Here is a 26,261-nt window from a genome sequence, read left to right on the forward strand (position 1 = left end):
CGGGAGGTAGATGCGGTCGTCCCCGTCCGACATGGGTGATCATCGTCGTCGCTTGGGTGAGGGTCATCCACACGTCGGAGCTTTGGTGAGGCGTGTCGAATACTCAGGCCCGCTCACTCGAGCGAGGACGATGTGCCGTTGCGAGTTCATGGTGGCGGCGAACTACGCCGACGGGGCGAGTGGCATCGCGTTCTACGAAGGTGCCTGTGCACTCGGGTGCGAGAGACCGTGAACGATGCCGAGTTTGTCCAGTAGCGGCTGGGGCTCGAAGTAGGCCACCCAAATAGACTGTGCCAAACCGTCTTCGACTTCCCAGTGCTCGGAGATCTGCACCGTGTGCGGGGTGTCGGCGACGCCGATGGTGATCAGCGCGACGGCGTGGGTACCTTCGGCGGTGAAGCTGTCGTAGCTGAAGCGGCCGAAGTCCAAGGTTTCGGGCAGGTGGTGTAGTACGTCGTCGAAGAAGGCCTTTCCGACATGGGTGCCGCCCCACGGCAGGTAGTCGGGCGCGGTGACCGAGAACTCGGGGTCCAGGTACGGGGAGAAGGCCGGCAGATCTCCGCGCGCTCCAGCGCGGTAGTACGCGTCGACGATGGCTTTGGTGTCCTCGGTGGTGCTCATGGCGAGTCGAGCCTTCCTATGGTGTTGGGCGGCGGTGTTGCTCAGGTGTGCGGGCTGGGTTCGAGGATCATGATGGGGATGTCGCGGCCCTGTGCGAGTCTGCGGTATTCGGGGAAGTGCGGCCAGAATCGTTCGGCGACCGACCAGTAGTAGATCTTCTCGTCCCCGGTGACCTCGCGGGCGACGTATTCGCCGACGGGCTCGTACTCGCCGTCGAGCCCGGATTCGGCAGTCTCTGTCATGGGCGATGCCTCCTTCTCGCTGTCACGCTAATGCGACGGAAGCTGGAGGCACGACGGCTGATCGTGGTGTTGTCAGCACCACCTTCAGCGTGGCATCGGGGTCGGATCGCGCACTACATTTCCGAACATGAGTGAGCGAGAAGAGCCCGAATACCGCACGTGGGAGTCGATTCCGTCGGCGACGAGTGATCTGAACGGCAAGACGGCGCTGGTGACCGGTGCGACCTCCGGCATCGGCAGGGCTGTCGCGGTGCAGTTGGCGGGCCAGGGGGCGGCAGTCGTGGTGCACGGACGCGACGCCGAACGCGGCCGGGCGGTGGTCGACGCCATCGCCCACGCGGGCGGACGTGCCCGATTCGCACCGGCCGACCTGTCCGAACCCGAGGACGCACTACGGCTCGCCCACGAGCACGCCGACGTCGACATCGTGGTCAACAATGCCGGGTTCTCGTGGTTCGGCCCAACCGGCGATCTGGATGCCGAGACGCTGGATCAGCTGTTCGCGGCCAACGTGCAGGCGCCCTACCTGCTGGTCTCGGTCATAGGCCCGAAGATGGCTGCTCGCGGATCCGGGGTGATCCTCAACCTCGCCAGCATGGCCGGCACGATCGGGCTGGCCGGCGGGGCGGCCTACGGGGCGACCAAGGCCGCGGTCGCCTCCCTGACGCGGTCCTGGGCCGCGGAGTACGGTCCGGCGGGCGTGCGCGTCAATGCGGTCGCCCCCGGGCCGGTCTACACCGGCGGCGCTGCGCCCGAACGCATCAAGGGACTCGGCGACACCACCTTGCTGGGACGCGCGGCGCAGCCCGAGGAGATCGCAGCCATCGTCGGCTTCCTGGCTTCGACACATGCCAGCTACATCACCGGCGCCGTGATCCCCGTCGACGCCGGCCGCAGCGCGATATGAACGACGAACAGAAGGTTCGGTCAATGACGACAACGCTTTTCGGGATCAGCTTCGACGCCCACGACGCGGCCGGCCAAGCCGAGTTCTGGGCCCAGGCACTACACCGCAAGGTCAACGACGGCGCTACCGCTCGATCGGCGGCCGTCGCACCGGGAGACGATCCCGCCGGCGGGCCGCTGCTGATGTTTCACCAAGTGCCCGAGGACAAGACAGTCAAGAACCGTGTCCACCTCGACCTCATCGCCGCCGACCTGCACAACGAGGCTCAACGGCTCATCGGCCTCGGGGCCACCCAGGTGCGTTCCCTGCAAGACAACAATGGCGGCTGGATCGACTTCATCGATCCTGAGGGCAACGAATTCGACGTGGTCGCCGGCTGATCCCGCACCGTATTGACAGCACCGCACTGGCGGTGCGCCCTGACGCAGCCGCGGCTGGCATGACGCCACACGTGCGGTCGCCCCGACTTCGGGGCGAACACCACGGCAATTGCGCCTGTGCTGGACGGAAGACATTGATCTGCAATGGCTTTGATTGCAGTTCATGCCGACGAGGCGACGTCGACCGGCGGGCGCTCGGCCCGTGCCGAGCAGCGCGCGCGGCAGGCTCGATGGGGCGCTCCGCTGCCCTCGGTGAACAATGGCCACGCCAGAGACGACCGGTTCGCCGCTACTGCTGGGGCGGCGACACCGACACCGACCCACAGGGGGTGCCTGCATGCCGATGATCGACGTGTTCGCGGCGGCGGGAACATTCACCGACATGCCCACGCTGGCCCGAACGCTCGCGCTGGAACTGCTCGACGTCTACGGATTGAGGGACAATTCCTGGCTTCGCCGAAACACCGCCACCTACATCCACGAATGGCCGACGAGCGCCTTCGCCAATGCTGACGGAGACTCCGATTACATCCGAGTCCGCGTGCTCACCGCGGCCGGTGCACTCAATCGTGAGCAGAAGATCGAGACCGTCGGCCGGCTGACCGCAGCCATTGCCCGGGCGCCCGGCGACCCGCCTCCGCCGGAACGGATCTGGGTCATCCTCACCGAAGCCACCGATACCGGTTGGGGCTTGGCCGGCCACGCGCACACCACCGACGAGCTCTACCAGAAGTGCGCCGAACCCGACCAATTCGGCCCCGGCTCATGAGTGCTGTCCGGTGCCGAAGCCACCGGCGTGCCTCCTCGTCGGCTCACCGAGCCCTGCTGAGGACCGCCGCGGCGGCAACCAGCCGTTTCAGCAGTACAGAGTTAGGCTGGGTCAGTGAGCGAGTTCGCTGAACTCGGGCCACTCCTGCGGGGGTGGCGGGAACGAGTCACCCCCCAGGACGTCGGCCTATCCCCGGGGCCCGGGCGGCGTGTTGTCGGATTGCGGCGTCAAGAGGTCGCCAGGCTCGCTGGTGTGTCACCGGATTACCTCACCCAACTCGAGCAGGGCCGCGGCAGCGTGCCATCGGCTCAGGTCTTGATGGCGCTGGCACGGGCACTGCGACTCTCGGCCTTCGAACGCGACCACCTGCTGCGACTGGCCGGATACGGACCACGGGTCGAACATCGCGCCGCCCCGACACCGGAGATGCAGCGACTGGTCACTCAACTCGGCGTCGTGCCGGCCGCCGTGTACGACGAATACTGGAACCCCATCGCCTGGAATCCGCAATGGGCACAAGTCAATGGCGACCCGGCAAGCCGTCCCCATATCGAACGCAACATGCTGTGGCGGCTCATGACGGGACTGCCGATACGCGCTCAGCGGCCGCCATCGGACACCCGGGAGGTGCAGAAGGTCATCGTCGGCGATCTGCGCGCCGCGCTCGGCCAGCACGGCCGCAACGACCAACACGATCTGTTCATCGCCGATCTCTCCCTACACAGCACCGCGTTTCGCGAACTGTGGACACTGCAGCACGTCGACAACTACAAACACGACACGAAAGCCATCCGGCATCCCGACGTCGGCATCCTGCACGTCGACTGCGACATCCTCGACACCGGCAGTGACGGGCACCGCCTGATCATGTACACCGCCGCCGACCGCAGCGCCACCAGCGACCGCCTCCAGCAACTGCACGAACAACCCCCCGCCGCCACTCAGAGAGAGCGAACGGCCTGAGCGGGAAGACCGGGCAAGAGCCTGATCGTTGATTGCGTGGCCGTTACACAACAGCGCCCACGAGCAGGTTGTCAACCGGCATCCGACGAGACGCGGGAGTGTCGGAAGGGTGAGACAGAGAGCCCAGCCCCCAGACAGTCCCGTCGAGGCTGTCAGCGCCGGTGAAAGGTAGCCGGATGACGACTACCGCGGTCATGACGTAGGTGCCTCGGTGAGGTGGGTGAGGAACCACTGGATGGCCGCGGTCACCGATTCGCCGAGCCGGGTCCGGTAGGGCGCGTAGTGGCCGCGGTCGATGAGGTGCAGGGCCTTGGGTTCGTGGGCTTGTCGGTAGGCGGCCAGCGCGAGGTCGTTGGTACATGATGCTCACGCCCCGCACTGTGGTTTCGCCGGGATTACACCGAGCCGGTCGGCGAACCAGTCGCAGATCAACTGCCGGGACGGATCGGGATCGTCGGCGCCGACGTGTTCGGAGCCTCCTTCGGCGATGGTGAAGATCCGCAGTTCCTTATCGGTGGAGCCGGCGGCATCGATGGCCTTGCGGGCATCTTCGACCGGGATGGCGCCGTCGTGTTCACCGTGCACGATCAGCAGTGGCTGCGTCAGGTGCGGCATCGCGTCTACCAGCGACCACTGCTCGACCCGTTCCAGCGCATCTTCCATGGTGTCGGTGCCCATCACCCACGGCAGCTGCCAGAATGGCACCGAGGTCGTCTTGGAGGCGGTTTTCCAGCGCTGTTGCCAGGTGGCGCCGTAATCCCACATCGCACCCCAGGCGGCACAGGCCTTGATGCGGTGCTCGTAGGCCGCGCCTCGGGGTGCGTAGTAGCCGCCGAGGCTGATGCCGAGCAGACCGATCCGATCGGCATCGATATCGTCGCGGGTCTGCAGGTGGTCGACGATCGCGGCGGTGGGCACTTCGTAGTCCGGTCGCGACGGCACCCCACGTAGCCGCAACGGCTCACCGGTGCCGGGGGTGTCGATCACCAGGCAGGCGATCCCGCGGGTAGCGAACTGGTCGCGGATGATGCCGTAGAGGATTTCCTTGGTGACGTCGAATCCGTTGTAGAAGATCACGATCGGGCTCGGCCCGGGCGTGCTTGCGGGGATGAGCCAACCGGGCAGGATCCCGTCCGGTGAGGGCACCTCGACGCGCTCCGGCTGCTCGGGCAAGTACTTCGCGGCATCACCGAATGCCGCGAGGGCACGGGTGTAGCTGTGGCTCTTGGCGGCCCCGAGCGGGGTTTGCCGCTCACCGGTCAGGTAATAGGTCGATGCACGCAGATAGTGTTCTCCGGCACTGCGCAGGAAACCGCGGCGCAAATTGTCGACGGCATGCTGCTCCTGCTGGGCAGCCGCGCTGTCGAAGGCCTTGGTCCAGGCATCGAGGTCACCGTCACCGTCTCGGACCGGGCGGAGCCAGCGGTCGATCTGACCAAGTTGTCCACCGGCCATGATCGACAGGTTCACACCCGAGGACCACATGTAGTTGTCCGGAAAGTAGCTGAACACGTTGGGATTCCTGACTGTTTGTCGTCGCACGGACCGTGGGGCCGGCTTCGACGCTAGCGAACCCGCACGGTGACGTCACCGATCGAAAGTGGTGCTGACAGCACCACTTTCGACGCGAGGGCGAAGGCCGATGGGCGCCGACGTTCACCAAGGAAGGGCGGCGGCGGTTCGAGCAGGCGCTCGCGCTGTGGCGCTCGTCCCAGGACCGCGTCGCCACAGCACTCGGAACGCCGGTGGCCCGACAGCTTCGCGAACAGTTGAACGAGATCGCCTAGGACGACCAGGCCGACATCGCAGTCTCGACCGCCCCGGTACTGATCGGGAACCTCCGGGCGATCGACCGCCCGCTGCTCAATACCGCCGCGATCCTCCCGATATCGGGAGGATCGCGGCGGATCCTCGCTCGCGCTGATCCGAGACTGCAAAGGATTTCGGCCCCAGCAGGGGCCGAATCCCTTTGGACTACTGCTACTCGGCCCGGAACGAGTCGACGACATCAGTCGGTTTGCCGAGTTCGGCGACGCCTCCTGGGAGGAGCGCTTGTGCTGCGGCGACTGTGTTGTGCCTGTTCCTTGCGCGCGGCGTCATCTCGATGTGGCCTGCAAGGGTTTCGAGCCCACACAAGCCGAGCTACAACAGCTCCAACCAGCTATAGAACCGACCGCATCGGTGCAGCGGCCGATTGAGATCCTGAATCGCCAACAGCGACAAGCGGGTTCGATGACCCCGCAGACGCGGCAGCCGATCGCAACGAGGCCGACGGCGAGTAGCTGAGCGTGGGTGCGGTGGGATCCGCGTATGGACGCGCCGCACCTACAAGTCCGGCACCAACTGTCTCCAAATCCAGCGGCGGGCCGGTAGTTGTCATAATCAGTCTGCCTGAACACAGTAATGACAAACTCCTCTTCACCCTCATATCCAGCAATCAGTTCACGGATCTCGAGATGTCCCCTACTGGGCCCCGTTCCGCCGCGCGCCGGTTCGACGTCACCTCGCCCCATCTGCCGACCGCCCTGCTGCTCGGCAACAGACCGGTCCGATGACCCGGCACGCAGTCGCAGCCGCAACAGGTGCGGTTCCCCTTCGCGCCACTGCTGTCGCACATCCGGCCGAGAGCATGGAGTCGAAGAACGTCCAGCGGCGTTCGCCCACGAGCCCGCGGCCCGCGTCAGGACTTCCGGGGAAGCGCGGCAGCTATCCGATCGCCCACACTGCCGAGCTTTCCGAGCACCGAACGTAGTCCTCGCAGCACCGCGTCGCCGACCGCGTTCGGGTGGTCGTCGTCGGGATCGCCGATCGCACCTGCGGAACCTGAATCCATCTCCGTCTCCTCTCGCTGATCCGCCCGTCGGCACGAATGTGGAACTGCCGCTGGTCATCCCCCGGGCCGACACTGTGCCTGCCGCCCAGGCTACCGCCGAAGCTGTCGTCGAGGATTTCCCGACGAGCGCGGCATGACAGAGCCCCTCTGAACCGCCGCGGCGCGACCTGGTGTCAGGGTGTTGCGGTGGTGGCGTGGGGGTCGAATCCGCCGGGGATCTCGTAGACGACTCCGCCGAAGGTCGCGGCGAACAGGCGGCCGGCGGAGAAGCCGGTGGAGCCGCGGCCGTAGCTGACGACGCTGGTGGTGGGGCCGGCGGTGCCGAGTTCGCAGTAGTGGCCGGGGGCGTCGACTCGCACGATTCGGCCCGATGGGTTGAACGGGAGTACCGGGCGATCCTGTGAATCCAGGGTGAGGCCGTCGGGGGCGGCGGTGAGGTCGGGTCCGGTCAGGTCGAGTAGTGATTGGGGGGCGCCGGGGTTGCCGATGGGGATTCGGCTGACGCCGGGGTTGCTGAAAGTGCGTGAGACGTAGAGGAATTGGCCGGTGCGGTCGAGTACCGCGCCGTTGGCGCTGGGAAAGCGGGACCAGTCCGCCTGCACCGCGCCGCCGGGGCGGATGCGACCGACGAGGGTGGCGAAATCGTTGGTGGCATAAGCGGTTCCGTCGTGTCCGACGGCGAGGCCGCTGGCGGCGCTCACGCCCGCGGCGTACCGGGTGAGTGCGCCGGTGGCGGGGTCGAATTCGTCGATACCGGCCGCGCGCACCGCGTCTCCGACGATGACGCCCGGATTCGATCCGTAGCCGATCAGCAGCTTCCCGTCGGGGGTCCAGGCCAGTCCGCCCGCGCCGGGCACCGTCGCTACGGGGACTGCGGCCGCTCCGGGGGCATCGATGCGGAACACCCGGCCCGAGCTCAGGTCGGTGACGTAGGCGCGGCCGTGCGGGTCGACCGTGAGGCCCTCGAAGGCGGCGCCGGACACGGATCCGGCCCGAACACTCGCCTGCCCGGCACCGGGGCAGATCGCCGCGGCCTGCGCGGCAGGTGCGACGGCGGCGGTCAGGGCGGCGAGGGCCGATGCGGCCATCGTCGCGGCGGCAGCGCGCAGAATGTTCATGACCTACCTTTTCTGTTCGGGGCGGCAGGGGGCGCCGCCACGTGGGGTGGCCGCCTCGGCAGACATCGCCACGGGTCTGGGTGAACGATCCGACCAGCGACGATACCGGCGCGAGCAGGACCTTCCGTGTTGCTACACGATGCGGGAAGGCTCGAGGTTCACCGGCTCTCGTACCGGGCCAACCGGGTGACGCCGGGCAGCGGGCGTGCGCGCCGCTACCGCTGACCAAGGTCGCCGATGTGGATGACCAACATATCTATCGCCTGATCAGGGTATTTGCCAGCGTTGAGGTAGTCGACGAGGTCGAACGACCGAAGGTGAACCACGAGCCGGTCCGCGACGCGGATCAGGTACAGACATGCGAGCACAGCCGCCAACCACATGACAGGGAGGCCGCCGTGGCCAGGCTAGCCCCGTTCTATCAGGACGTGCAGTCGCACTATGACGTCTCCGACGACTTCTACCGGCTGTTCCTCGATCCGTCCATGACCTACAGCTGCGCCTACTTCCAGCGCCCGGACATGTCGCTGGAACAGGCTCAACTGGCCAAGATCGACCTGTCTCTCGGCAAACTCGACCTGCGACCGGGCCAGACCCTGCTCGATGTCGGATGTGGTTGGGGCGCAATGATGTTCCGGGCGGCCAGCCAGTTCGACGTGCGCGTCATCGGCCTGACATTGAGCGGCAATCAATTCGACCACGTCCGGCGGGAGATCGAACGGCAGGGCACGACCGACGTCGAAGTGCGGCTGCAGGGCTGGGAGGAATTCGACGGGCCGGTCGACCGCATCGTGAGCGTCGGCGCATTCGAACATTTCCGCCGTGAACGGTACGAGGAATTCTTCCGCCGTTGCTACCGGAACCTGCCTGCGGACGGGCGAATGGTGCTGCACACCATCATCGGGCACACCCTCGCCGATCTGCGCCGCCTCGGCATCCCGGTCACCCGCGAGGACGCCCGCTTCCACATCTTCATCCGGCGCGAGATCTTCCCCGGCGGGCAACTGCCGCAGCCGGCCGTGATCACCAGGCTCGCGGGACGATCCGGATTGGGCACCGAGCAGATCCAATCCCTGCGACCGCACTACGCCCGCACCCTGGACCTGTGGGCTCGCGCACTACAGGACAACCGCGCCGAGGCGGAGCGGATCACCTCGCCGGAAACCTACGCACGCTACCTGCGATACCTGACCGGAAGTGCGGCCCACTTCCGCAGCGGACACCTCGACGTCATGCAGTTCACCCTCACCAAGTGAACCGAAAACGCCTCGCCGGTACCGGAGTACGGGTCGGGGCGAATTCAGGGTGCGAATCGGGGGGTTCCCGGAGGCGGCACGCGGAGTCTGTTCGTAGGTTCGTACCGTTGCCTACTTCGACGAAGGGTGGTCGGCGTGAGTACCGCGACAGTGGAACGGGACGGTGAGCTGCGGGATGTCGAGGGGTCGGCCCGTGCTCGGTGGAATCCGTTCACCCGCATCGCATTTCGGTTCTGCTTTCTGTACTTCGGGTTGTTCTGTGTGCTGTACCCGCAGTTGCTGTTCGCATTCCTGGGGTGGTTCGGCTCCCACCGGTGGCTGCCCGACGACGCGGTCGTCTGGCAGGTGCGGGTGCTCGAACCGGTCTACCGGTGGGTGGGACGCACTGTTTTCGGTGTCGATGCGGAACTGAACAGCAGTGGCAGTGGGGATCTGGCACTGCTGTGGGTGCTGGTGTTCTGCGTACTGGTGGTGGCCATGATCGGCACACTGCTCTGGTCGATACTGGATCGGCGGCGACCCGGGTATCGTCGGCTCGCGGGATGGTTCCTGCTGTTCATCCGGTTGTGTGTGGCCGGGCAGATGCTGACCTACGGCATGGCCAAGTTCATTCCGACGCAGATGGCGCAGCCGGGGCTGACCACACTCCTGCAGCGCTACGGTGACTTCTCACCGATGGCCGTGCTGTGGAGTCAGGTCGGCGCCTCGCCGACATACGAAATACTGCTCGGCACAGCCGAACTCGTCGGCGGAATCCTGTTGTTCATCCCGCGCACCGCGATACTCGGCGCGATGCTCGCCCTCGTCGACATGTCCCTGGTGTTCGTCATGGACATGACCTTCGACGTCCCGGTGAAGATCCTGTCCGGGCATCTGATGCTCATGTCGCTGATCCTGTTGGCGCCGCAGGCGCGGCGACTGTTCGACGTGCTGGTGCTCGACCGCCCCAGCGCACCCTCGAACGCACCCTATCCGTTCCACACCCGCAGGTCCCGCACGATCGCAGCGCTGATCCAGATCGCCTGCATCCCTTGGATCCTCGTGCCGCTGACCCACTCCAGCTGGAAGAACTACCACGAAGCGGGCGACGGCCGCCCGCATCCGCCGCTGTACGGCATCTGGTCGGTCACCGATTTCACCCGCGACGGGCAGCTGGTTCTCCCGCTACTCACCGATGAGAACCGTTGGCAACGAATCGTTTTCGATATGCCCGGAGTGATGAGCTATCAGCGGATGGACGGCCGGGTGGTCGACGCGGCACTGACACTCGACACCCGGACCCGGCACATCGAACTGGCAGGCGGGCAGCGACACGTCATCGAGAGTGAGGGACAGACCGACACCGCACCGAAGTCCTCGGCCGAGTTCACATTCCAGCAACCGGCACCCGACCGGCTACGCCTGGACGGCCGGCTCGACGGGCATCCGGTGACCATCGAGTTGCACCGCGTCGAGGAGAACAGCTTCCGACTGCGTAGCGGCGGATTCCATTGGGTTCAGGACAACCCGTCATTCTGACCCGGCCGCACCCGGTACGGTTTTTGCGCGAATATCTTCACGCATGCAGAGGGGTGGTGACCGTGGTGGCGCACGGCACGGATATCGGCTGGCATTACGGGGTTCTCGAGGTGTCCCTCGGCGCGGAACTGCCCACCGTCGACCGGATCGATATGTGGCACGAGCACGTCGGCCACAACCACGGCCCGGTGCACACCCGGATCGAGTGGCCGGAGGGGTTCTGGGGCAAGACCTGGACACAACGGGCGCTGAGCACCCGTGGCGGCACCGATTCGGGCATGCTCCAGCTGGTCGAATTCGCCTCCAGCGCAATCGACTACACCCGCAGCAACGAGATCGCGAGGAACGCCGGAGACGACAGCGCCAGGCTGATCATCCCGATCGACGGACGGATACTCCTGGCCCAATCCGACCATGCCGTCTGCGTCGAGCCGGGCCGGATGGGCATTCTGCGGTGGAACCAGGACATGGCCATGTCCCACGGCGACGACTTTCGCGCCTACATTCTCAACATCCCCGCGTACGCTCTGCCACCGGCTCGGGATCCGCGGGGGGCGTTGGGGATTCAGCCCAAGAACTTCATCCTGAACAACGTCCGGCGCATGGTCGGCAGTCTGGCTGCGGATCGCGGATCGGTGACCGCACCGGAGTTCGTGGAGTTCAGCCGGGCGATCGTCGATCTGGTCGCGGGAACCCTGGACGATCGACGCGCCCCGGAACTGGACGCACACGCCAGACTGGTGGCTGCCGCCCGGCGACGCATCCACCTGTACAGCAACGACTCGGATCTGACCGTGCGCACGCTGGCGGAAAGTCTCGGAACCTCGCGGCGGCAGCTCGAGACGGCGATGAAGAAGGTCGCCGGACGCACCCCCGGTCAGGTGTTGCGCGAAACCCGTCTGCGCCGAGCCTACGATCTGCTCGCCGACCCGGACGCCACCGAGGACGTCGTCGACGTGGCGACCGCGTGCGGATACAGCTCCCTGAGCGGCTTCAGAACCTCGTTCGTCGACAGGTTCGGCATTCTGCCCGGAGAGGTGAAATATCGGGCTCGCTCGGCGCAGCGACCACCGCCGCGACCGGAGAAACGCGCACAACTCCCGCATTTCTCGTGAATCCACTCCCGGCGCACAGGTGTGCCGACCGTCGAGCCACTCGGATTTCTCTGGGCTGAGGCAGTCCCCACCACGGCCTCAGCCCGACACGACCGATCGCTTCCCAACATCGGTCACACCGAAAATCGTAGTCGGCGTGGATGTTTCGGCGGGACCGAATTTGCGCAGACGCTTTTGCACGGCGCCTGCCCGATGCCGCCACCGGACTGCGCGAACGGTCGCGCCGCGCGGAGATGAATTCATCGCACGCGCCTCGTCCTAGCTAGGAGGAGAACCACTCGGAAGGGAGCATCATGCCCGTACACGACATCGGCACACGGGAACAGTGGCGCGCGGCGTACGAGGATCTGCGTGCGCAGGAGAAGGACCTGACCCGGCGCTCGGACGCGCTGGCCCGGCAGCGTCAGGCGCTGCCGTGGGTGCCGGTCACCAAGGAATACCGGTTCGAGACCGATGCCGGTGAGAAGACCCTCGCCGAACTGTTCGACGGCCGATCCCAGCTGATCATCCGGCACTTCATGCACGGTCCGAAGACGCCGGAGGGCTGCCCGGGATGCACCTTCGAAACCGACAACCTGGTCGGCGCGGTCCCGCATCTGGCCCACCACGACGTGACGTTCATCCTGGCCTCCCGCTCCCCCTTGGCGACGTTGAACGCCTACAAACAGCGCTTCGGCTGGGACATCGAATGGGTCTCCTCCGGCGAGAGCGGTTTCAACGACGACTTCTTCGAGATCATGCGCACCACGGCCGAACACCGTCCGCCGGGAAATATGCTCGACATGATGGAGCTGATGGCGTTGAGCTGCTTCGCCCTACAGGACGGCGTCGTCTACCACACCTACTCGACCTACGACCGAGGTACCGACGCCCTCAACGCCACCTGGCAACTCCTGGACCGAGCGCCCCTGGGCCGCGGCACCGACTTCTCCGGCTGGCCGCGCAAACGTGACGAATACTGAACCGCGACCGGCTCAATCCGCGGTCAACGCCCGGCCCACGACCTCTTCCGCTGCCGCCTGCACCTGGGCGAGATGTTCTGGGCCCTCGAAGGATTCGGCGTAGATCTTGTATTTGTCCTCGGTGCCCGAGGGACGGGCGGCGAACCAGGCGTTCTCGGTGCTGACCTTGACACCGCCCAGCGCCGCGCCGTTCCCTCGGGCACGGGTCTGAATGGCGGTGATCTCCTCCCCGGCGACCTCGGTGGCGGTGATGTCGTCGGGGGTCAGGGCTGCCAGGCGGGACTTCTGCGAAGCGGTGGCGGCGGCGTCGATGCGCGCGTAAGCGGGTGAGCCGTAACGCTTTTCGAGTTCGGCGTAACGAGCCGAGGGGCTCTGGCCGGTGACCGCGGTGATCTCCGCGGCCAGCAGGGCCAGCAGGATGCCGTCCTTGTCGGTGGTCCACACGGTGCCGTCGTGCCGCAGGAAGGATGCGCCGGCGCTCTCCTCACCTCCGAAAGCCAGTGAGCCGCTGAACAATCCGGGTACGAACCATTTGAATCCGACCGGCACCTCGTGCACCTGACGTCCCAGCACGCTCACCACCCGATCGATCATCGAGGAGGTCACCGCGGTCTTGCCGATCTTGGTCAGCGCATCCCAGCCCATCCGGTTGGCGATCAGGTATTCGATCGCCACCGCGAGGTACTGGTTCGGATTCATCAGTCCCGCATCGGGTGTCACCACGCCGTGCCGGTCCGCGTCGGCGTCGTTACCGGTGGAGATGTCGTAGTCGTCGCGGATGGCGACCAGTGAGGCCATCGCATAGCGCGAGGACGGATCCATCCGGATCTGGCCGTCCGCATCGAGGGTCATGAACCGCCAGGTCGGGTCGACGAACGGGTTGACCACCTCGATCTCGAGGTCGTACCGCTGCCCGATCTCCTCCCAGTAGTCGACACTGGCGCCGCCCATCGGATCCGCGCCGAGCCGGATGCCCGCGCCGCGAATCGCGTCCAGGTTCAACACGTTCGGCAGATCGGCGATGTAGTGGTCGAGATAGTCGTACCGCTCGACGCCGGTCATCAACGCATGCTGCAACGTGGTGCGCTTGACACCGACCAGACCGCCGCGCAGCAGTTCGTTCGCGCGGTCGGCGATGGCGTCGGTGGCGACCGTGTCGGCCGGGCCGCCGTGCGGCGGATTGTATTTGAAGCCGCCGTCGCGGGGCGGGTTGTGCGAGGGGGTGACCACGATGCCGTCGGCCTGATGCCGCGCGCCGCCCTGATTGTGCCGCAGCACTGCGTGACTGAGCACCGGCGTGGGCGTGTAGCGATCGCGGGCGTCGATGATCGCGGTGACCTCGTTGGCGGCGAGTACCTCGAGCGCGGTGGTCCAGGCGGGTTCGGACAGCGCGTGCGTATCGCGCGCCAGATAGACCGGACCCGTGATGCCGCGGGTGGCACGGTATTCCACGATCGCCTGGGTGATGGCGAGGATGTGGGCCTCGTTGAACGCGCAGTCCAGGCTCGACCCACGGTGTCCCGACGTACCGAACTGGACCAGCTGCGCAGGGTCCGACGGATCGGGAATGCGCGCGTAGTAGGCCGTCACGAGATGTGGCAGATCCTCCAGATCGGTGGCCCGCGCCGGTCGTCCGGCTCGATCGTGGGCCATGGTCGGGCCTCCTTTCCGTGTCGCCTGCGCCCGGCTGGTCATCAGGATCACGGCCACACCCACTCTGCGAGAATCGCTCCGGCGGCGGCCGCCGTGCCCAGACGTTCTACCGTAGCGAATCGCGCGGGGTTCGCACGATCCACCGGAACCGGGGTATTCGGACCGCAGGGTTGGGGGCCGTCGGACGTCACGGACGGCTCCCGGGGGTGCCGGTCCACACCTGCACCGGAGACAACGCGACGGTGCCGATGTCGAACAGTTCCGCGTTGCCGGAGACGAATTCGCGCAATCGTTCGGCGTCGTCGATGATCATCACCATGACCGGCAGGTTCTCGGCCAGATCCAGCAGCCGGGTGGTGTGGATGCGGGAGGAGACCCCGTAACCCTCCATGCCGCGCCACACGCTGGCCCCGGCCAGGCCCGCGTCGCGGGCGCGCCGGACGATCTCGTGATAGCGGGGCCGGTGCTTCCAGTGATCATCCTCACCGAGCAGCACGGTGAGCCGGGCAGCGGCCCGCCATCGCGGATCGGGCTGCCAGGCATCGGCTTCCGTCAAGATCTCCACGACGGGGTCCGTCGGTAACTCACTCATCGCATACCCCCAATCCTCGTGCCCGCGTACCCGGTTGCTCCGAGCCCTGTGTCATCGCACCGTCCCTCGCACCGCCCTGTGCCATCCATCGTGCCCTCGTCGGCGCGCGGCCGCCCGAACCGTCCGAAAGGCACCGCGCGCGACGTCACAACAGTTCTCCCGGGGCACCCCGCGGCGGCCTCGCGCCACCGGGAAATCGCCTACCCCGGTCCGATGATCGTCGGATCATGCTAACTGTCAGCGATCGCCGCCGATCGGCTCGGTCGGCAGCAACGGGTGACCTGCGGCTGCCGCACGCTCCCTAGCGGGAGGTTCTTTCAGCAGATTCGGAGTGATGGTTCGATTCGGGCGCTCCGAATCGCGATATTCGGTCCGCGTGCCGATCCCGTCGAGGCCGCACCTTCGGCTACCGCAGGGCAATCACACTTCTCGGGCATCACCGACAGTTCTCACCCCCTGAACATCCACGGCGCTCACGAACGGTCAGTCACCCGGACCGAAACGGCCAAGTAGGCACACCGGCCGATGAGAATTCCCCCACACCTCGTTCCACCAACCCCGGGAAGCGCCAACCTGTTCGCGGCCCGTCTCGCCGCTCGGACGCGTGGCGGGTGCGAGGAACGAGTACCCGACACGGGGCCGAGCGGTGAGACTCAGGGGGCCGCGAACCCGCCGTAGCGAAGCGGAGGCCAAAGACACAGCGCCCGCCTGTGTGACAGGCGGGCGCTGGGCGGACGGCATTGTCCGGAAAGGGAATTCGGATCAGTGGACGATGACGGGCTCACCTTCCGCCGGGGCGGGTGCGGCGTTCGGCATCAGGGCCAGCATGACCACTGCGCCGGCCAGGAAGATCCCGGCGGCCCACCAGAAGCTGGTGGTGTAGCTCTCGATCAACGACTGCGCGACGTTCAGCGGGGTGGGCTGACGGTTCGTCAGGTAGTCCGAGGCGGCCGAGGCGGCGATGGTGCTCAGCAGTGCGGTGCCGATCGAGCCGCCGACCTGCTGACTGGTGTTGATGGTCGCCGACGCGACGCCCGCGTCCTCGTGGTGCACACCGGCCGTCGCGCTCTGGAACGCGGTGGACATCGCGCCACCCAGGCCCAGGCCCAGCAGGATCAGCGCCGGAAGGATGTGCGAGGCGTATCCGGTGTGCAGGCCGATCCGCGTCAGCCAGGCCATACCGATCGCGGCGACCAGGAATCCGCTGCTGACAACGAGTTTCGGTCCGATCCTGGGCAGCAGCAGCGACGGGACCGTGGTCGAGGTCGCGACGAGCGCCGCGATCATCGGCAGGAAGGCCACGCCGGTCATGATCGGCGAGTAGTGCAGGGTCAACTGCATGTAGTAGGTCAGGAACAGGAAGATCGCGAACATCCCGATGCCCATCACGAAGATGGTCAGGAAGGACCCGCCGCGAGTGCGGTCGAGCACGATCCGCAAGGGCAGCAACGGGTTGGACACCCGCGTTTCCAGCCAGGCGAACACGCCGAGCAGTACGACGCCGCCGATCAGGAAGGTCAGGGTCACGCCGCTGGTCCAGCCGCGCGACTGCGCCTCGGAGAAGCCGTAGACGATGCCGAACAGCGCGGCGGTCACCGTGACCGTGCCGGGGATGTCCAGTTTCGGCCGCTCGGTCGTGACATGCTTGGCCAGCAGTGCGATCGCGCCGATCAGGGCGACGGCGGCGAAGATCAGGTTGACGTACATCACCCAGCGCCACGACGCCCATTCGGTGAGCGCGCCACCCAGCAGCAGGCCCAGCGCGCCGCCACCACCGGCGACCGCACCGAAGATGCCGAATGCCTTGGCCCGCTCGGACGCCTCGGTGAACGTCACGGTCAGCAGCGCCAGCGCGGCGGGAGCGAGCAGAGCGCCGAAAGCACCCTGTGCGACGCGAGCTGCGACGAGCATCACGAAACCGTTCGCCGCACCGCCGACCGCGGAGGCGACAGCGAAGCCGACGAGGCCGACGATGAACGTCGTCCTGCGTCCGACCAGGTCACTCAGGCGCCCGCCGAGGAGTAGCAGGCTGCCGAACGCCAGGGCGTAGCCGGTGACGACCCACTGCCGATCGTCGTTGGAGAAGCCGAGATCGTGCTGCGCGGCGGGCAGCGCGATGTTCACGACGGTAGCGTCGAGAACGACCATCAACTGGGCGACGGCGAGTACGGCGAGCACCCACCAGCGCAGGGCGTGCGAACCGCGGCGGCTCGCGCCGCGGTCGCGCCGGGACGACGATGTCGCCCGGTCTTTCTGGAGATCTATCGAGGTGGTCATGGGTCCCCTTGTCCGATGCCGTATGCGGAGGAGGTACCTCCGCTTCGTAGGAAAGCTATCACAATAACGGAGGTATTGCCTCCACTTAATCCCGGATCTTGGTAATATGGCGCTGTGAACCCCGCCACTACCGCTGCACCACCGCGACGCCTGCGCGCCGACGCCGCCCGTAATCAGCAACGCATTCTCGAGGCCGCGCGCAGACTGTTCGCCGAGCGCGGACTCGAGGTCACCCTCGACGACGTGGCCGAGGCGGCGGGCGTCGGCGTGGGCACGGTCTACCGGCGGTTCGCGAACAAGCAGGAACTGATCGTCGAGGTCTTCGAGCACAACATCGCGGAGATGGCGGAGATGGTCGAGACGGCCAACCGCAATCCGGATCCCTGGGCGGGGTTGACCGAGGTGTTCGAGTACGCCTGCCAGCACATGGCCCAGAACCGCGGCTTCGGCGAGGTGATGCTCGAGATCCCCGATGCGCAGGCGCGCTTCGCCTGGGTGCGCGAGCGGATCAAGCCCGCGATCGAGCGCCTGATCGAGCGCGCCCGTGCCGCCGGAGTCCTGCGCGAGGGCATCGCACCCTCGGACTTCTTCGTCCTGGTCAGCATGGTCGAGACGATCGCGGCCTTCGCGCGCCCGGTCGATCCGGAGGTCTGGCGGCGCTATATGACCATCGTGCTCGACGGCGTGCGAGCCGACTGCGTCCCGCGCGACCCGCTGACCATCCCCCCGCTGGACGACGACGCGATCGACCGCGCCAAGGCCGCCTGCTTCCCCCCGCGCAACAAGAAGTAGCCGCGGCCCGCGAGAAGTAGTCGCAGCCGACCGGCCAACGATATCCCGGTCGCATCGAGACGAAGCGAAACCGGCCGCACAGCAGGCCGATACGAGGCCCGGCCGAACAACGGCGAACGGGCCCATCCGATCGACTCCGCACGCGCCCCTGAGCACGAACAGTGCTGGCAGGGGTGCCGAAGTGGCGTACCGCACACCCATCCCTTAAAGTTGGACGTGTGACCAACTCGTGGGTGAACTGGGCAGGCGACCAGCGGTGTGCGCCGAATGTGATCGCTACGCCCGGTTCGGCCGATGAGGTAGCCGAACTGGTCCGCAGCGCGGGGGACGCGGGGCGGACCGTGCGGGTCGCGGGGGCAGGACATTCGTTCACCGACACCGTGCTCACCGATGGCACGCTGTTGCGGCTCGACAGGATGGATCGGATTCTGGAGGTCGACCGGTCGAGCGGCCTGGTGCGGGTCGAGGCGGGGGCGACGCTCAACGCGCTCAGCACCGCATTGCATCCGCTGGGGCTGGCATTCCCGAACCTCGGCGACATCGATGTGCAGACCATCGCGGGCGCGACCGCGACCGCGACCCACGGCACCGGAGCTCGGCTGCAGAACATCTCCGCCGCACTGCATTCGGTGGAACTGGTCCTCGGCGACGGCAGCCGGGTGGAGCTCAGCGAGAAGACCGACCCCGAAGGCTGGCGTGCGGCGCGGGTCAATGTGGGCGCGCTCGGCGTGGTCACCGCGGTCACGCTGGCATTGGTGCCCGCATTCGTACTCGAGGGCGTCGAACGTCCGCTACCGCTGGACGACGTGCTCACCGATCTGGACGAATTCGTCGACGGCAACGACCATTTCGAGTTCTACATGTTCGCGCACAGCCCGATCGCGATGACCAAGCGCAACAACCGGGTCGAGCTGCCCGAGCAACCGCGCGCCAAACCGGTGGACTGGTTCGCCGACATCCTGCTGTCCAACCACACCTTCGACGCTCTGGCCCGGCTGTGTCGCATTCGGCCGCAACTGATTCCGTGGGTGCAGCGCGCGGCCGCGTACGCCGGCTCGTATCGTCGCCAGGTGGACCGGTCCTATCGGGTCTTCGCCTCCCCCAGGCTGTTTCGCTTCACCGAGATGGAATATGCAGTGCCGCGCGAACATTCGGTCGACGCCATTCGCGAGATCAAGGAGGTGTCCCGGCGGTTCGCCGGCCCGATGCCGATCGAGGTGCGCTGGGTCGCCCCGGATGATGCGTACCTGTCCCCCGCGGGCGGGCGGGAGACCTGCTACATCGCCGTGCACCAGTACCACGGCATGGAGTACGAACCGTACTTCCGCGCCTGCGAGGCGATTTTCGATCGTTACCAGGGCCGCCCGCACTGGGGTAAACGGCACTTCCAGACCGCGGACACGCTGCGCGAACGGTATCCGGACTGGGAGCGATTCCAGCAGGTCCGCCGCCGCCTGGACCCGAAGGGGCGCTTCAGCAATCCGTACGTGAATCGGGTGCTGGGCCCGATCGACTGAGCTCGATCAGCGAGACCGCTCGCGCGCCAGGCGCAATTCCATCTCGACGGGCAGCTCCTCGAGCTCGAGGGCCTGCCGCAGGCGGGGCACGGCATGCGTGCGGATCCGATCGCGCAGGGCCGTGACGTCGGCGTCGGGGGCCGCCGTCACGACCAGATGCAGACCGGGCCCGCTCCCCGGGCCGGACAACCGGGCCGCGGCACTGCGCACCCCGTCGTACGACTCGATATCGGTGGACACCGGAGCGCACGCGACCGCCGTGTCGAGCGCGACGGTATCCGCGGAATCCCTTGCGCGAGCACGCCATCGGACCGTCCGCGACTTGCGGGGCAGCTGCGCGATCGCCCACCACACGCAGCCCAGCGCGACCAGACAACCGACACCCGCGATCGCCCACAACATCCAGCCGGGCGGCCTGGCGTCCGGGATCAGGCCCGAGCGAGGCCCCACCCACCCGAGTCGGCCGAAGTGCGCGGCCAGCGCATAACCGCCCACCGCGATCAATGCCAGGCCGAACACCGCGAGCAACGTCCGGTTCAGCCGAGCCGCACCATGACGAGTCGTCATCGCCCGCGTCATCCGGGCCGCCCCACTGCCTGCTCCGATCCGGCGACCACGATCGGATCGCCGCCCGGCACCGCGCCGTCAGCACGCCGACCACCCGATCCGCCTCCCCGCCGGGCCACCACCACGACGCGCGGCGCCGGATCCGGACCGATCCGGGTCATGCGTTCGTCCACAGCCGTGCCGACCCGCTCACTCAGCCCGGCGACGTGGACGTATGCGGTACGGATCTTGATGCGAACCTTCTTGCGCCGCAGCCGAACTCGCGCCGAGCGCACACCCTCCACGGATTGCGCGGCATCCTGTAGGGCACCGCGCAGACCCCGGCGAGCGACGCCCGCGGTGAATCCGTCGTCACCGACCAGAGGCAGTACGACCGCGCGTCCGGGCAGGATCGCCGACATCAGCAGTGTGAGTCCGGCGACGATGGCGACAATGCCGCCGACCGCCACCCACCGGTCGTCCCAGGCGATCCCGTGCAGCCGGGCGACGATGCGGCCGTAGGGCACGAATTCCCTTGCACCGGTGAGATGTTGGACCAGCGGGCCCACGGCGGCCGCACAGGCCGCCAGCAGTGCGACAGCCAGCACACCCGCGGGCAGCGCCCGGCGCGGCCGCCGTCTCATAGCTCGACCAGCCCGCGCATCTCGATCTCCAGGCGACGCACCGGAAGCTCGAACCGACTACGCACACGTTCGGTGACATGGTTCCGGCAGACTGTGCTCACCTGCCAGACCGGCATCGGATAGCGGACCGACAGCCGCATGGTCAGCTCCACCGCGCCCCGGGCGATCCTGGCCTGGACCTGCACATCGGCGCATACCCCGGTGATCTCCCGGGCCGCCTGGGCCGCGACCGCCCCCACCACACCGGGATCGATGACCTCGCGCGTATCCGGCAGTATCACCGCGGGTGCGGCCAGTGCCGATACGACAGGGACACCGCTGAGAATGCTCGTCATCAGTACCTCCGGTATTCGGTAGGGGCCGATTCACATGCTCCCCCCGCAATAGCCGAACACTAACCGAAAATGACGTTCACCTCGCCTTACGCGCCGGGCAAAAGTGTCGATTCGTTCCCGACCGGGCCTGGTTCACCGCTCGGCGGGCGCACCGTGCGTCCGGCGGCGGGCCCAGCCGAAGCTCAGCTGCACCGCGCGCTTCCAGTCGTCGTACTGCTCCTCCCGGCGCACGGGGTCCATCCGCGGGGCCCAGCGCCCCGCCGGACGCCAGTTGTTGCGCAGTCCCTGCAGGTCCGGCCAGTAGCCCACGGCCAGACCCGCGGCATAGGCCGCGCCGAGGGATACGGTCTCGGGGACGAACGGGCGCATCACCGGAATACCCAGGAAATCGGCGACCATCTGCATCAGCAGATTGTTCGAGGTCATCCCGCCGTCCACGCGCAGGGTCGCGGCCTGCAATCCGGAATCGGCGTTCATCGCGTCGACCACGTCGCGGGTCTGCCAGGCCGTCGCCTCGAGCACCGCCCGCGCCAGATGCCCCTTGGTGATGTAGGAGGTCAGACCGATCACCAAACCTCTTGCGTCACTACGCCAATGCGGCGCATACAGACCGGAGAACGCCGGGACGATACAGCAACCGCCGTTGTCTTCCACTGTGCGAGCGAGGGTTTCGATCTCGGGCGCGCTGGCGACCAGACCGATGTTGTCCCGGATCCATTGCACCAGTGAGCCGGTCACCGCGATCGGCCCCTCCAGGGCATAGACCGGGTCCCGATCGATCTGATAGCCGATGGTGGTCAGCAGCCCGTGCGTGGACTGCACGAGTTCGCCGCCGGTGTTCATCATCAGGAATCCGCCGGTGCCGTAGGTGCACTTGGTTTCCCCACGGGCGAAACAGGTTTGGCCGAACAACGCGGCATGCTGATCACCCAGCGCGGCGGCGATCCGGATCCCCGGCACCACCCGCCGGGTGGTGCCGTAGGAGGCGGTCGAGGGCTGGATCCGGGGCAGCATCGCCGCGGGAATGCCGAAGAACTCCAGCAGTTCCGGATCCCAGCTCAGGCTGGCCAGGTTCATCAGCAGGGTGCGACTGGCATTGGTGACGTCGGTGAGGTGTTCGCCGCCGTCGACGCCGCCGGTCAGATTCCAGATCAGCCAGGTCTCCATGGTGCCGAACAGCACCTCGCCGCGTTCGGCCCGCTCACGCAGGCCGGGGGTGGTGTCGAGCATCCAGCGCAGCCGCGGCGCGGCGAAGTAGGTGGCCAGCGGAAGTCCGCACAGTTGCCGGATCCGTTGCGCGACAGGACGTTTCTCGAATTCGGCGACCAGCTCCTCGGTGCGCACGTCCTGCCAGACGATCGCGTGCCCGATCGGGTTGCCGGTGCGCCGATCCCAGACGACGCTGGTCTCCCGCTGATTCGCGATCCCCAGTGCCGCAATCTGTTCCACGCCGACGCCGGCATTGCGCAGCACCTGCGGCACGATCCGGTCGACATTGCGCCAGATCTCCATCGCATCCTGTTCGACCCATCCGGGCCTCGGGTAGTACTGCTGATGTTCGCGCTGGGCCACTCCGGCCAGCTGCGCTCGCTGATCGAACAGGATGCAACGAGTCGAGGTCGTGCCCTGGTCGATCGCCAACACGTAACGTTGTGTCATCCGCCCAGCTCTCTGATCGGCGTTTCGAACTTTCCGGCTCGGTACCGGGGCGGGGTCAATGACCGGCGGCCAGATCGCGGGAGATGGCGTGGGCGGCATCCCGCACCAGCGCGATCAGCGGCGGGCGATGTCGCAGCTGCGGGCCGCACACCCGATCGACGGGTCCGGCGATACCGATCGCGCCGATGACCAGCCCGCCGTGCGCGCGGATGGGTGCGGCGATACCGGCCTCACCGGGCCGGAACTCCTCGACCGACCCTGCCCAGCCGTTCCGCCGCACCTCGGTCAGTGTGCGGGTGAGCGCGGCGCGATCGGTGAGGGTGCGGTGCGTCAGCGAGGTCAGGTCGCCGTGCCGCACCGCATGGGCGAGGTCGGGCTCGGCGGCGAGCAGCACCTTGCCCAGCGCGGTGGCGTGCGGGGGCAGCCGCTCGCCGACCTGCAGGGCCTGTTCGGAATTGTCCGGCCGGAAGACGTGGTGCACCACCAGCACGCCGCCGTCGGTCCACACACCGACCCGGACTTCCTCACCGCTGCGCGAGGCCAGTGAGTCCGCCCAGTTGATCGCCCAGGAGCGCAGTTCGTTGGCGTCGATACCCACCGTGCCGAGCTGCCGCACCGCCGCACCCAGCCGGTATTTGCCGGTCGCCGCCTCCTGCTCGACGAAGCCGACGCCCTGCAGGGTGCGCAGGATGCCGTGGGCGGTGGGTTTGGCCAGATCGAGCGCGGCAGCGATATCGCCGACGCCGAGACGGCCGGAGCCGCGGGCGAGCAGTCGCAGAATTGCTGCCGCTCGTTCGATCGATTGGATCGGACCGGGCATGGCGGAAACCTATCTGGAAAGTTCCGATTCGACAATGTCGAACGCTGAGTGATCGAACGACGACATCACCGCCACCATATGTGACCTGCACCATGTAGTCCTCCCAGCCGGAAGCAACCTAACCACCCGAACCGGGCGTCACCAGCCCGCCCGTTCAGCATTGTCGAACGCTGCCGATTCCCCTGTTCGCGGGCGATTCGTACCGTTTGCCGGTGCGGTCGCAGTGGCGACCGATGGCTCATCACGGAGGCTCAACGGTGAACTTCGGCTCGATATTCGTCAGTGAGGCGTTCGGCACAGGACTTCTGATCCTGCTCGGCGCCGGTGTCGTGGCAAATGTGCTGCTGACCAAATCCAAGGGATTCGACGGCGGCTGGCTGCTGATCAACTTCGGCTGGGGACTGGGTGTCTTCGCCGGTGTGTACGCCGCCTACAAGACCGGCGCGCATCTCAATCCGGCGGTCACCGTCGGCATCGCGTTCAGCGGCGCGCACGAGTACGCGCCGGGTATTCCGATCACCGTCGGCAATACCGTCGCCTATCTGCTCGGACAGATGATCGGTGCGATCCTCGGCGCGTGCGCGGCCTATCTGGCCTACAAGCGGCACTTCGACGCCGAGACCGACGGGGCCAAGAAGCTCGCGGTGTTCTCCACCGGACCGGAGATCCGCTCCTACGGCTGGAACTTCCTGACCGAGGTCATCGCCACCTTCGTGCTGGTCTTCGTCGTGCTGGCCTTCGGGCACACACCCACCGGCCTCGGCCCGGCGGCGGTCGCACTCTTGGTGGTCGGTATCGGCGCTTCGCTGGGCGGTCCCACCGGATACGCCATCAACCCGGCCCGCGACCTGGGCCCGCGCATCGCGCACGCGCTGCTGCCGATGAATTCCACCGCGGCGGCCGAACCCGAACGCGTCGCGGTCACGGTCGGAGCGGGCGAGGGCGCCGCCACGCAGGAGCAGGCCGAGCGACAGACCACCCCGGCGCAGCCGCAGCGCAAGAACTCCGACTGGTCCTACGCGTGGGTTCCGGTGCTGGGTCCGCTGGTCGGCGGCGCACTGGCCGGACTGATCGCTCATCTGGTGCTGTAGTTCGCGCGATTCCCGGCCGTGGCCCTTGCCATCGCCGCAAGATGCGATTACAGACGTCTGAACTCCTTCTCCAGCACATTCTTTCGAAAGGACCGCGATGAGCAAGTTCGTCGGAGCCATCGACCAGGGCACCACGAGCACCCGTTTCATGGTGTTCGATCACGGCGGCAACGAGATCGCCCGTCACCAGCTCGAGCACGAGCAGATCCTGCCGCAGGCGGGCTGGGTCGAGCACAACCCCACCGAGATCTGGGAACGCACCCGCGCCGTCATCGAAACCACGCTCACCAAGGCGAATCTCACCGCCGCGGACCTGGCCGCGGTCGGGGTGACCAATCAGCGCGAGACCACCGTCGTGTGGAATCGGCGCACCGGCCGCCCGTACTGCAACGCCATAGTCTGGCAGGACACCCGCACCGACAAGATCGCCGCGGAACTCGAACGCGCCGGACACGGTGAGACCATCCGCCGCAAGGCCGGACTGCCGCCGGCCACCTACTTCTCCGGCGGCAAGCTGCGCTGGATCCTGGACAACGTGCCCGGGGTGGCCGAGGACGCCGAGCGCGGCGAGGCACTGTTCGGCACCACCGACACCTGGCTGATCTGGAATCTCACCGGCGGCGTCGACGGCGGCGCGCACCTGACCGACCCCACCAACGCCAGCCGCACCATGCTGATGGACCTCGAGACGCTGGACTGGGACCCGGAACTGTTGTCCATCTTCGGAATTCCGCGCGCGATGCTGCCCGATATCGTGCCGTCCTCGAATCCCGGGCTGTTCGGCAAGACCCTCGCCACCGGTCCGTTCCACGGCGAGGTGCCGCTGGCCGGCGTGCTCGGCGATCAGCAGGCCGCGACCGTCGGACAGGTCTGCTTCCGGCCAGGCGAGGCCAAGAACACCTACGGCACAGGCAATTTCCTGCTGCTGAACACCGGTGAGGAGGTGGTGCGGTCCAAGCACGGGCTGCTCACGACGGTCGCGTACCAGCTCGGCGATCAGAAGCCCGTGTACGCGCTGGAGGGGTCGATCGCGGTCACCGGTTCGGCGGTGCAGTGGCTGCGCGATCAGCTGGGCATCATTTCCGGTGCGGCACAGAGTGAATCGCTCGCCGCGCAGGTGCAGGACAACGGCGGAGTGTACTTCGTGCCCGCGTTCTCCGGACTGTTCGCGCCCTACTGGCGCTCGGACGCGCGCGGTGTGATCGTCGGACTGTCCCGGTACAGCACCAACGCGCATCTGGCCCGCGCGACGCTCGAGTCGATCTGCTATCAGACCCGCGACGTGGTAGCCGCCATGCAGGCCGATTCCGGTGTGGAACTCGATGTGCTGCGGGTGGACGGCGGCGTCACCGCCAACGAGCTGTGCATGCAGATCCAGGCCGATTTCCTAGGTGTGCCGGTCTCGCGGCCGGTCGTCGCCGAGACCACCGCCCTGGGCGCCGCGTACGCCGCGGGCCTGGCGGTCGGATTCTGGCGCAGCACGGACGAACTCGAACAGAACTGGCAGGAGGACAAGCGCTGGGAGCCCGCCATGGGCGAGCAGGAGCGCGAGCGCGGTTACGCGCGTTGGAAGAAGGCCGTCGAGCGGACCCTGAACTGGATCGACCTCGACAAGTGAACGACCCGGGCCCGGCTGGTCCGGGCCCGATCA

25 protein-coding genes are annotated in these 26,261 nt (G+C 67.1%); 12 read left to right on the top strand and 13 right to left on the bottom strand.

Annotated features, from left to right (window positions below; translation table 11 throughout):
• Positions 1 to 192: 192 nt before the first annotated feature.
• Together K7711_RS45770 and K7711_RS45775 are read right to left on the bottom strand one after the other, a co-directional pair.
• The gene (locus K7711_RS45770; RefSeq protein WP_222979233.1) at positions 193 to 621 is read right to left on the bottom strand and encodes a nuclear transport factor 2 family protein; all 429 of its coding nucleotides are present in this window, start codon (positions 619 to 621) and stop codon (positions 193 to 195) included.
• A gap of 41 nt (positions 622 to 662) precedes the next feature.
• Positions 663 to 863 (bottom strand): PNPOx family protein, encoded by a 201-nt coding sequence (locus tag K7711_RS45775; RefSeq protein ID WP_235748837.1) that lies wholly within the window; start codon positions 861 to 863, stop codon positions 663 to 665.
• Between the two features lie 127 nt (positions 864 to 990).
• Here K7711_RS45775 and K7711_RS45780 point away from each other — a divergent pair, with 127 nt between their 5' ends.
• From K7711_RS45780 to K7711_RS49180, 4 genes are all read left to right on the top strand, one after another.
• Positions 991 to 1,770, top strand: coding sequence for an SDR family NAD(P)-dependent oxidoreductase (locus K7711_RS45780; protein ID WP_222979235.1), 780 nt, complete (start codon positions 991 to 993; stop codon positions 1,768 to 1,770).
• Positions 1,767 to 2,150 (top strand): VOC family protein, encoded by a 384-nt coding sequence (locus K7711_RS45785; protein WP_235748838.1) that lies wholly within the window; start codon positions 1,767 to 1,769, stop codon positions 2,148 to 2,150. The genes K7711_RS45780 and K7711_RS45785 overlap by 4 nt, the downstream gene beginning before the upstream one ends.
• 337 nt (positions 2,151 to 2,487) lie before the next feature.
• Positions 2,488 to 2,919, top strand: coding sequence for a tautomerase family protein (locus K7711_RS45790; protein ID WP_222979238.1), 432 nt, complete (start codon positions 2,488 to 2,490; stop codon positions 2,917 to 2,919).
• Between the two features lie 114 nt (positions 2,920 to 3,033).
• The gene (locus K7711_RS49180; protein ID WP_222979240.1) at positions 3,034 to 3,882 is read left to right on the top strand and encodes a helix-turn-helix transcriptional regulator; all 849 of its coding nucleotides are present in this window, start codon (positions 3,034 to 3,036) and stop codon (positions 3,880 to 3,882) included.
• Positions 3,883 to 4,248: 366 nt separating this feature from the next.
• On the opposite strand, the gene K7711_RS45800 is transcribed toward K7711_RS49180, so the two are convergent.
• The 3 genes from K7711_RS45800 to K7711_RS45810 all read right to left on the bottom strand — a co-directional run bounded on the left by K7711_RS45800 (position 4,249) and on the right by K7711_RS45810 (position 7,833).
• A complete protein-coding gene (locus K7711_RS45800) occupies positions 4,249 to 5,394 on the bottom strand; it encodes an alpha/beta hydrolase (protein WP_222979249.1) in 1,146 nt (381 codons plus the stop codon).
• Positions 5,395 to 6,562: 1,168 nt separating this feature from the next.
• On the bottom strand, positions 6,563 to 6,715 hold the full coding sequence (locus K7711_RS45805; protein ID WP_222979251.1) for a hypothetical protein: 153 nt from the start codon (positions 6,713 to 6,715) through the stop codon (positions 6,563 to 6,565).
• Positions 6,716 to 6,888: 173 nt separating this feature from the next.
• The gene (locus K7711_RS45810) at positions 6,889 to 7,833 is read right to left on the bottom strand and encodes an SMP-30/gluconolactonase/LRE family protein (protein ID WP_235748839.1); all 945 of its coding nucleotides are present in this window, start codon (positions 7,831 to 7,833) and stop codon (positions 6,889 to 6,891) included.
• Positions 7,834 to 8,231: 398 nt separating this feature from the next.
• On the opposite strand from K7711_RS45810, the gene K7711_RS45815 reads away from it, so the two are divergent.
• The 4 genes from K7711_RS45815 to K7711_RS45830 all read left to right on the top strand — a co-directional run bounded on the left by K7711_RS45815 (position 8,232) and on the right by K7711_RS45830 (position 12,684).
• A complete protein-coding gene (locus K7711_RS45815; protein ID WP_222979252.1) occupies positions 8,232 to 9,089 on the top strand; it encodes a cyclopropane mycolic acid synthase family methyltransferase in 858 nt (285 codons plus the stop codon).
• A 135-nt stretch (positions 9,090 to 9,224) separates the two neighbouring features.
• A complete protein-coding gene (locus K7711_RS45820; protein ID WP_308015240.1) occupies positions 9,225 to 10,607 on the top strand; it encodes a DoxX family protein in 1,383 nt (460 codons plus the stop codon).
• A gap of 56 nt (positions 10,608 to 10,663) precedes the next feature.
• A complete protein-coding gene (locus K7711_RS45825) occupies positions 10,664 to 11,722 on the top strand; it encodes an AraC family transcriptional regulator (RefSeq protein ID WP_222979254.1) in 1,059 nt (352 codons plus the stop codon).
• A 293-nt stretch (positions 11,723 to 12,015) separates the two neighbouring features.
• Positions 12,016 to 12,684, top strand: coding sequence for a DUF899 domain-containing protein (locus K7711_RS45830; protein WP_222979256.1), 669 nt, complete (start codon positions 12,016 to 12,018; stop codon positions 12,682 to 12,684).
• Positions 12,685 to 12,696: 12 nt separating this feature from the next.
• Here the strand turns inward: K7711_RS45830 and pgm are convergent, their stop codons facing one another.
• The 3 genes from pgm to K7711_RS45845 all read right to left on the bottom strand — a co-directional run bounded on the left by pgm (position 12,697) and on the right by K7711_RS45845 (position 17,206).
• Positions 12,697 to 14,337: a phosphoglucomutase (alpha-D-glucose-1,6-bisphosphate-dependent) gene (gene pgm, locus K7711_RS45835; protein WP_222979258.1), complete on the bottom strand. Its 1,641-nt coding sequence runs from the start codon at positions 14,335 to 14,337 to the stop codon at positions 12,697 to 12,699.
• Between the two features lie 187 nt (positions 14,338 to 14,524).
• Positions 14,525 to 14,929 (bottom strand): DUF190 domain-containing protein, encoded by a 405-nt coding sequence (locus K7711_RS45840; protein ID WP_222979260.1) that lies wholly within the window; start codon positions 14,927 to 14,929, stop codon positions 14,525 to 14,527.
• A 762-nt stretch (positions 14,930 to 15,691) separates the two neighbouring features.
• Positions 15,692 to 17,206 (bottom strand): MFS transporter, encoded by a 1,515-nt coding sequence (locus K7711_RS45845; protein ID WP_222979262.1) that lies wholly within the window; start codon positions 17,204 to 17,206, stop codon positions 15,692 to 15,694.
• A gap of 114 nt (positions 17,207 to 17,320) precedes the next feature.
• On the opposite strand from K7711_RS45845, the gene K7711_RS45850 reads away from it, so the two are divergent.
• Both K7711_RS45850 and K7711_RS45855 read left to right on the top strand, forming a co-directional pair.
• Positions 17,321 to 17,998 carry a TetR/AcrR family transcriptional regulator gene (locus K7711_RS45850; protein ID WP_222979264.1) on the top strand — a complete coding sequence of 226 codons (678 nt, stop codon included), beginning with the start codon at positions 17,321 to 17,323 and terminating at the stop codon, positions 17,996 to 17,998.
• A 218-nt stretch (positions 17,999 to 18,216) separates the two neighbouring features.
• Complete coding sequence (locus tag K7711_RS45855; RefSeq protein ID WP_222979266.1) at positions 18,217 to 19,515, top strand: D-arabinono-1,4-lactone oxidase; 1,299 nt, start codon at positions 18,217 to 18,219, stop codon at positions 19,513 to 19,515.
• Positions 19,516 to 19,521: 6 nt separating this feature from the next.
• On the opposite strand, the gene K7711_RS45860 is transcribed toward K7711_RS45855, so the two are convergent.
• The 5 genes from K7711_RS45860 to K7711_RS45880 all read right to left on the bottom strand — a co-directional run bounded on the left by K7711_RS45860 (position 19,522) and on the right by K7711_RS45880 (position 23,519).
• Positions 19,522 to 20,082: an Asp23/Gls24 family envelope stress response protein gene (locus tag K7711_RS45860; protein WP_222979268.1), complete on the bottom strand. Its 561-nt coding sequence runs from the start codon at positions 20,080 to 20,082 to the stop codon at positions 19,522 to 19,524.
• Positions 20,083 to 20,090: 8 nt separating this feature from the next.
• Positions 20,091 to 20,705 (bottom strand): DUF6286 domain-containing protein, encoded by a 615-nt coding sequence (locus K7711_RS45865; protein ID WP_222979270.1) that lies wholly within the window; start codon positions 20,703 to 20,705, stop codon positions 20,091 to 20,093.
• Positions 20,702 to 21,040, bottom strand: coding sequence for an Asp23/Gls24 family envelope stress response protein (locus tag K7711_RS45870; RefSeq protein ID WP_222979271.1), 339 nt, complete (start codon positions 21,038 to 21,040; stop codon positions 20,702 to 20,704). The genes K7711_RS45865 and K7711_RS45870 overlap by 4 nt, the downstream gene beginning before the upstream one ends.
• Positions 21,041 to 21,172: 132 nt before the next feature.
• On the bottom strand, positions 21,173 to 22,699 hold the full coding sequence (glpK, locus tag K7711_RS45875) for a glycerol kinase GlpK (RefSeq protein ID WP_222979272.1): 1,527 nt from the start codon (positions 22,697 to 22,699) through the stop codon (positions 21,173 to 21,175).
• Between the two features lie 55 nt (positions 22,700 to 22,754).
• Positions 22,755 to 23,519 (bottom strand): IclR family transcriptional regulator, encoded by a 765-nt coding sequence (locus K7711_RS45880; RefSeq protein WP_222979273.1) that lies wholly within the window; start codon positions 23,517 to 23,519, stop codon positions 22,755 to 22,757.
• A 257-nt stretch (positions 23,520 to 23,776) separates the two neighbouring features.
• Here K7711_RS45880 and K7711_RS45885 point away from each other — a divergent pair, with 257 nt between their 5' ends.
• Positions 23,777 to 24,610 carry an MIP/aquaporin family protein gene (locus tag K7711_RS45885; protein ID WP_308015241.1) on the top strand — a complete coding sequence of 278 codons (834 nt, stop codon included), beginning with the start codon at positions 23,777 to 23,779 and terminating at the stop codon, positions 24,608 to 24,610.
• A 97-nt stretch (positions 24,611 to 24,707) separates the two neighbouring features.
• Positions 24,708 to 26,228, top strand: coding sequence for a glycerol kinase GlpK (glpK, locus tag K7711_RS45890; RefSeq protein WP_222979274.1), 1,521 nt, complete (start codon positions 24,708 to 24,710; stop codon positions 26,226 to 26,228).
• Positions 26,229 to 26,261: the final 33 nt, after the last annotated feature.

The organism is Nocardia coffeae (assembly GCF_019890715.1).
In the GTDB taxonomy this organism is placed as follows: Bacteria; Actinomycetota; Actinomycetes; order Mycobacteriales; family Mycobacteriaceae; genus Nocardia; species Nocardia jiangxiensis.